The organism is Desulfovibrio oxyclinae DSM 11498, assembly GCF_000375485.1.
Taxonomy (GTDB): Bacteria; Desulfobacterota; Desulfovibrionia; order Desulfovibrionales; family Desulfovibrionaceae; genus Pseudodesulfovibrio; species Pseudodesulfovibrio oxyclinae.
On record NZ_AQXE01000011.1, the window covers coordinates 132,808 to 139,465 of the forward strand.

A 6,658-nucleotide genomic window follows, 5' to 3' on the forward strand; every position below is an offset into this window, starting at 1 on the left:
GCGCGGGCATATTACCCGGCATCGCCCTTGAAGCCAAGTCCGACGATGAAGACTTCCTTGCTTTCCGCGCGGCTGCTCTTGGGCTTGAAGGTCTTGACCTTGCTGAAGCTCGGACGGATACCGTCAATGTATCCCTTGGTATCGGGGCCCTCGAAGTTCTTGACCACGAAATGGCCGCCCTTCTTGAGATGCTTCAGAGCGATTTCAAACGCTTTTTCGCACAGTTCCAGACTGTTTGCCTGATCCGCGAACTTGACGCCGGTGGTTTTGGGTGCCATGTCGCTTATGACGAGGTCGAATGGGAGAAGCGGCTCCATGGCGGCCAGCAGTTCCGGCGAGTCGGAAAAAACGTCCTCCTGCAGAAAGGTGACGTTTTCCGGAAAAGGGGTATCCGTGGACTGGATGTCCACGCCGAGTACGCGACCGCCCTTGGCGACCTTCTTGGCGGCCCAGAGCGTCCACGAGCCGGGAGCCGCGCCGAGGTCGATGACCGTCTTCGCGCCCTTGAATATCTGAAACCGCTTGTCGATTTCCTGCAGTTTGTAGACGGACCGGGCTGGATAGTTGTCCTGCTTGGCCCGCTTGAAATAGTGGTCCTTGTATTGTTTCACGGCATATGCCTCCATCTGCGGCGTGGAGCTTCTTTAGCCGAATCCGCCGCACAAGCCAAGTTTTCCAATGAGCAACCGTCCCGAGCGCCTGCGCATCATCAACGAACTGGGCCGAAAACAGACCATGCCCGCCGAGAAGGACCACTTCGAAGTCTTTGGCTCCGGCGTGGAGACCGTGTTTCTCGGCCTCGGCCCGGAACCGGAACGGCTGCCTGAGCTGTTTCCCGAATATCGGGCTCCGCTCTACATCGAATGTCCGGACTTCGAACAGCAGGTCGCGGACTTCGCATCACGGGTTCCGGGCTCATTCTGGCGCATCGAACCCGAAATGTTCACTTCGGACTTCGCCGGACAGGTGCGCGTCGTCCGCTACCGGCCCAACCTCAAGGCGTTCCCCTCGTTCTGGGGTCCGCTTGCGGGACGGCTGGCCGCAACGGGCTCCAGAGCGCGCAGCGCCAAGCGCCGGGTCTGGCTCCCCTACCAGACCGAAGACCTGCTGGGCAAGGAACTGTCCCGCGCTTTTCAGGTCGGGGACATAGCCGTCTCCGTCCCGGACGCCGAGGCTTTGGAGCGTTCGCCCGGCACCGAACTGCCAAAAATGCTTGAACAGGAGAAGCCCGAGCTGTTTCTCTCGGTCAACTTCAAGGGGCTGGATCCGTTCGGACTGGGCTTCAACCTGCTGCGCGAAGCAGGCGTGCGGGTGGCGGTCTGGATGGTGGACAATCCATTCAACCTGCTGCCATTGATGAAATCGCCGTTCTGGAAGGAAGCAGACCTGTTCGTGACGGACGCCAGTTTCATCCCGGTGCTTGAATCGCAGGGCGCGAAGAGTGTGCACCATCTTCCGCTGGCAGCCAGCCCCGAGACCTTCCGGGAGGGCGGCCAGCTACCGAAACACGCAAGGGACATATCCGAACACCCGATCTTTGTCGGCCGCTCCGAATTTCCTAAAAAGGATGCCTTCTACGCAGGGCTTTCCCTTCCCGAAGAAGCCATGCAGGAGGCCGAGTCCATGCTGCTTCGCGGCGAGCGCCCGGACTGGTTCTGGTGGCGGAAACGGCTTGGCATCCATGCGCTCTGGCCCGACAACGCAGTCCGCAAGCCGTCGCTTGGCGCCGAGGAATCCGGCAGACGCTGGCGCAGCATGTGCCTGCGAGCCGTGGATAATCTGACCGTATTCGGTGACGACGGCTGGAAGGACGAGGGGCTCTCCGACGTGCGGCCGGTTCTGGACTATTACGCACACCTGCCCGCCGTGTACCGCGCTGCCCCCTTCACGCTGAACATGACCAGCCCCCTGCTCCCGGCCGGGCTGACCCAGCGGCACTTCGACGTTTGGTGCGCGGGCGGCTTTCTGCTTACGGACGAAACAGCGGGACTGGACATCTTTCCGCACGACCTCGTCCGGGCGATCAGCTTCAGGACACCGAACGACATCTCCGGGCTCATGGACGAGTTCTCCGCGAACAAGGGATTCCGGCGCGAGATGCGCGCCGCCTGGGAGTCGCTTATACTGCTGGAACACACCTACGAGAACCGCGTCACCACTCTTTTGAAAAAGCTTGAACTGGACTGACGAACGTTTTTCCAGCCGGATCGGACACATNACGAAAAAATGCTTGCTGCCACGGCCCTTTTGGGGCTAAAAATTCTTCCACCAACGGGGACGTAGCTCAGCTGGGAGAGCACTGCCTTCGCAAGGCAGGGGTCGTGAGTTCAAATCTCATCGTCTCCACCAGATATTTTAAAGGGTTATGAGTTCAAAGGTTAGGCTACCAGGCCATCGACTCACCTTTTTACTCACCTTTCACAAGCCTTCAGTTGCCGCTGGAGGCTTTTTTCATGTCCACAACCTTACTGCCGAAGGCTTTATTCAAAGCCTCTGCCGAATCAGCCAGACTATGGGCGTACCGAGCTGTTGTGGTGACAGACCGATGGCGCAAGATGAGCTGCACAGTAGCCAGATCCACATGCGATCTCAGCAATACCGACGCAGAAAGGTGACGTATGGCGTGAAAACCGAATGGCTTCACCCCGGCACGTTCACACAGTCGCTTCATCATTTTATTGGCGTTGACATACGGTCTATCCGTGACCGGATTGATGAACACGTAGCTCCTGAATCCTGTCTCAAGGCGCTGCTCTTTTAGCGCAGCATAGAGCTTCTGAGTCATCGGAATCCAGTCGAATTCCAATCCACCATCTCTTTTCCGCGTCCAGAGCCGCAAGCGCTCTCTTTCGAAGTCAACGTCTTCCCACTTTAATCTGAACAACTCCCCACGTCTGGCGGCAGTATGCATAAAAGCAAGCAGCATGCGCTTTCTGTGAGGGGCCTCGAAGGCGTGTCCTGACGTTCGAAAGTGGCTTGAAGGCAACTGATCCGATATTTCATAAACCTTCCAGAAGTCTTCCTCCGGAGGGACATATCGTTCCCGGCGCTCTTCCTTATACTTTTCGACATCCCAAGGGCATTCCCCCTCAACCAAACGCGCTCGCTTGCCCCAATTCCAAAGACGCATCAGGTGCTTACGATAGGTATTGGCTCGGTGCCCGCTTTTGTTCTCAGCCATACTGTCAAGCAGCTGTCTCACAACATCATGCGGCACCTCACCAGCGGGCATAACGGGTTTAACACCTGGTCGATTCAGCAGCGCCTTAAAGACGAGCTTTTTCTCCCGAATCGTTCCGGAGCTAATCCCCTTGGCTGTCAACGCCTCCAGATGCTTTGTCATGAGGCTATGCAAGGAGACCGTAGGGGTCCGGTTCGAGAGTTCGCTCAATTTGCGCCGCGTCAAGACCTCCCACTCCAGCGCCTTGGCCCTGGTCGGGAACTTCTTCTCCCTGCGTCCGCCGTCCGGCAGATTGATCCTGCCGAAGATCTCCACCTTTCCTGTCTTTCGGTTCTTCCGTTTGATCGGCACCGAATCCTCCCATACTGGTGGGTCTGAGAGCTTCCACTATTCGCTTTTCAAAGAACAGCCATTCCCCCCCGACTTTAACGCCGCCGAGGGCGTATCCGTGCTTGTAGACCCAATTAACGGATCGAGCAAACGCCGTGGCCACCTCTTCGACCGACACGCGCCGCCCGAGCATTTCATCCATGACCTGCTGCAATCCCATGCCTATTTCCTTCCTGTCGGCCGATAGGCCGTGCGTGTTTCCTTGATATCGATTTTGGTCTGGATCAATCCGGAGCCCTGGCAGCTCACACAGTGACACTCTTCGTCCTCAAAACAGTCCCGATCACTGCCCGTTCCGCCACACTCCGGACACACCTCGACCCAGTATCCGGTCCCGCCGACCTTCTGCTGGTTGAGAATTCTGTCCGCCAACCGCTTGCGATTCTTGAAACCATTCAGCAGCACGACACCCTCTCCCTTACGCGGCCACAAGCTGCCGATATTCGCGGGCCACGGCCTCGCCCTCGTCGGATGCGGCCATGTCCTCATAATCCGGATCAAAATGCCGGTAGAGCGTCGCCAGCATGCCTTCCAGATCCGCAAATTCCTGCCGCGCCTTTGCGGCCTTGGCCGGGATCTCCGCACGCTGCTCCGCGACCAGTGCCAACCCGATCGCCACGAACGCGGCTTGCGAATGTCCGCCGCCCTCGTCCACCCATGCGGACTTGAGCCTGCCGGCAGCTCTGGCAAAATGAGCATGATCGCTTCTGGTCGGCTGGCCGAGGGCTTCAATCATCGCCGTGACCCGCCGTTCGATCCGGCGCAACGACTCGCGAGTCTTCTTTTCGAAGCACTGGCGACGCTCACCCATGCCGCGCACCAGCTCACGCACCGCGTGCAAGGTCAAATATTGTCTGCGCTGTTTCGTCGTCACCTTGTACGCCTCCTAAATTTCGTCTATCCTGTTGTCTTCGATACCTTTGCCAAAGCGGTCTCGCCGGGACGGTCCCGGTGGGGCCGCTTTGTGTACTCGCCCGAGAGCCTGCCTAAGCGGCCTTGTAGAACACTACCCAGTGCGTTTTCAGATTGTGGGTTGTCGTGTGGCCACAAAGCGGATCGGCAGGAAAACAGGGGCGCAGCTCGCTAATCTTGATCTGCGTCTCGTTCCATTTGAAAATCATGGTTCCACCCGGCTTGAGCACGCGCCAACACTCTGCAAACCCTGCCGTGATATCCTGCTGCCAGTTGTCCCGATCCAGCCGTCCGTATTTCGCCCTCATCCACGAATCCTCCCCGGCCCGAACGAGGTGCGGGGGATCGAAAATAACGAGATTGAACGCCCCATCCGGAAAGCTCAGATTGCGAAAATCCTCAATCGTATCCGGGCAAACGGTAAACGTACGCCCGTCGCAGAGCGTGTGATCCTCGGCCCGGATATCTGCAAACAGGACTTCGGGATTCTGTTTCCGGAAGTGGAACATTCGTCCACCGCAACACGCGTCTAATATTTGCGGCATTCTGGTCATCTCCCTGCTGATAGTCTGACTTCTTTGCACACGGCATCAACCCAAGCCGTATTGTAAAACTTGCTACAAACTTCGGGCGGTGTGCCGTATTGACATGAAGGCGTACGGTCCTGCTTCATCAGACGCCAGTTGAAGCCGGAATCGTAATGAGCGCAGTCGTCGCACCTGTCGGGACGGCTGGCCTCCTCCTCTTCAACTCTCTTTCTGCACCACTCGGCCTCATCTTCTTTGGACATGGCCGGAGAAAAGCAGTTCATCTTCTTTTTGAAGGGAAACGACTTGAGGTATTGGTAGCGTTCGACCTTAGCGCAAGCGGGCCACGAAACGGCTAATTCGGGGTAGTTTCCATCGCACTCTGTCGTCAGGTGTTCGCAGTAACCGCATGATTCTTTGTGGGCTTCCATGCCTACTCCTCAACTGATTATGAAATTTCTGATCCAATTTTGCCTTTTGCGGCGTATACGTCGTATACACAGAAGAAAACTTGTATGGGCGTTCTCTTTCAGGGCGCCTTCTGGTATCGGGGAAACGAAAACGTTTTGTTAACCTTTAACCAGAAGGAGTTTCCAATGTCTGTTTATCTTATTACTTACGACCTCAATTCCCCGGGGCAGAAACACGGCAAGGTGCTTGATAAAATCAAAGCATTTGACGCCTACGCCCCGCTTTCTGAATCGTCGTATGCGGTGTTTTCAAACAGCAGTGCCCAAGCCATTTACGAACTGTTCGAGCCTTTGATCGACGACAATGACAGGCTTCTCGTTATACCGATGCACAAACCGTATTACGGCTTCCATCGGGGGGACGTAATCGACTGGATGTCGAAGCATCTTCCGACTTGTAATTAGTCTCCACCAACAGGTTCCCTTCACGCAGGCTCTCAACAAAACGTTCGAGGGCCTGCGCCTCGTTTGCGGTCTGCGGATCTTCCAACAGATAGCCTTGTTCAGTCTTTGTGATCTTCATATTTGGTCTCCTCAAAAGTGCCTTTGAACTATCAATCGGTTGACTTACGCAGCTTTGCTGCCATGATCCTACAATCTTCAACCCAGCCGGAACATTCGCAACACCTGGCGCACTCGCAGGCGTCATCGAGATAGCCGCGCAACCGTATGTTTTCGAACTTGGCGTCGTCGCGTTCCCTGCACACGTTTTCAAACAGGTCTACAAGTTCTGCCTTGCGAAACTGCATCAGGGCTTTGCGCCACGCCTCACCGTATTGCTCGTCTCTATTCACCATCACACTACTCTCCATACCCACACAAAAGCCTTCGGTACCCATCCTCGGTACGCACCGCCACCACCTGCTCGCGCTTGAAAAGACGCGTCGCGCCCTTGGTCGGGCCGCGCAGCTGGCGGCCTACCCAGAAGCCGCGGGGATCCTCGCCGGTGATGCGCACGCACAGCAGCTCGCCGCGATGTTTGCGCACCAGCACCTGTTGCCCCGCCGCGATCATCGGAAGCCTCCCGGCGCGTGGATCANNTCGCCCATCGGCTCCACGTCGAACTCCGGCCAGCCGCCGTCGTCCGCAGGGGCCGGACACTCGCCCAGCACCCGCACCACGAACGCATGCGCCGCATCGTCCAGCGCCAGCTCCGGGCGCATCCCGGCCTCCAGCCC

10 protein-coding genes and 1 tRNA gene are annotated in these 6,658 nt (G+C 57.3%); 3 read left to right on the forward strand and 8 right to left on the reverse strand.

Translation table 11 applies throughout. The features are described from left to right. Positions 1-11 precede the first annotated feature (11 nt). Positions 12-611, reverse strand: coding sequence for an RlmE family RNA methyltransferase (locus tag B149_RS0112920; RefSeq protein WP_026167608.1), 600 nt, complete (start codon positions 609-611; stop codon positions 12-14). Positions 612-678: 67 nt separating this feature from the next. Here B149_RS0112920 and B149_RS0112925 point away from each other — a divergent pair, with 67 nt between their 5' ends. Together B149_RS0112925 and B149_RS0112930 are read left to right on the forward strand one after the other, a co-directional pair. After that, positions 679-2,187, forward strand: a complete 1,509-nt coding sequence (locus B149_RS0112925; RefSeq protein WP_018125589.1) for a glycosyltransferase family protein — start codon at positions 679-681, stop codon at positions 2,185-2,187. Positions 2,188-2,273: 86 nt separating this feature from the next. Continuing rightward, positions 2,274-2,349 (forward strand) — tRNA-Ala (locus tag B149_RS0112930). Between the two features lie 79 nt (positions 2,350-2,428). Here B149_RS0112930 and B149_RS17230 read toward each other — a convergent pair. The 5 genes from B149_RS17230 to B149_RS0112960 form a co-directional block, all read right to left on the reverse strand. Beyond that, the gene (locus B149_RS17230; RefSeq protein ID WP_156816829.1) at positions 2,429-3,532 is read right to left on the reverse strand and encodes a tyrosine-type recombinase/integrase; all 1,104 of its coding nucleotides are present in this window, start codon (positions 3,530-3,532) and stop codon (positions 2,429-2,431) included. A 201-nt stretch (positions 3,533-3,733) separates the two neighbouring features. Next, complete coding sequence (locus tag B149_RS0112945; RefSeq protein ID WP_018125592.1) at positions 3,734-3,976, reverse strand: hypothetical protein; 243 nt, start codon at positions 3,974-3,976, stop codon at positions 3,734-3,736. Between the two features lie 13 nt (positions 3,977-3,989). Next, complete coding sequence (locus B149_RS0112950) at positions 3,990-4,445, reverse strand: hypothetical protein (RefSeq protein WP_018125593.1); 456 nt, start codon at positions 4,443-4,445, stop codon at positions 3,990-3,992. 112 nt (positions 4,446-4,557) lie between these two features. Then, a complete protein-coding gene (locus B149_RS0112955; protein WP_018125594.1) occupies positions 4,558-5,028 on the reverse strand; it encodes a class I SAM-dependent methyltransferase in 471 nt (156 codons plus the stop codon). Positions 5,029-5,033: 5 nt separating this feature from the next. Then, on the reverse strand, positions 5,034-5,441 hold the full coding sequence (locus B149_RS0112960) for a hypothetical protein (RefSeq protein WP_018125595.1): 408 nt from the start codon (positions 5,439-5,441) through the stop codon (positions 5,034-5,036). Between the two features lie 84 nt (positions 5,442-5,525). On the opposite strand from B149_RS0112960, the gene B149_RS0112965 reads away from it, so the two are divergent. Next, entirely contained in the window at positions 5,526-5,885 is a 360-nt protein-coding gene (locus B149_RS0112965) for a hypothetical protein (RefSeq protein WP_018125596.1), read from the forward strand. Between the two features lie 149 nt (positions 5,886-6,034). Here B149_RS0112965 and B149_RS0112970 read toward each other — a convergent pair whose 3' ends face one another. Then, positions 6,035-6,280 carry a hypothetical protein gene (locus B149_RS0112970; protein ID WP_040372792.1) on the reverse strand — a complete coding sequence of 82 codons (246 nt, stop codon included), beginning with the start codon at positions 6,278-6,280 and terminating at the stop codon, positions 6,035-6,037. 1 nt (position 6,281) lies between these two features. Beyond that, positions 6,282-6,473: a hypothetical protein gene (locus B149_RS0112975; protein WP_245533217.1), complete on the reverse strand. Its 192-nt coding sequence runs from the start codon at positions 6,471-6,473 to the stop codon at positions 6,282-6,284. Positions 6,474-6,658: the final 185 nt, after the last annotated feature.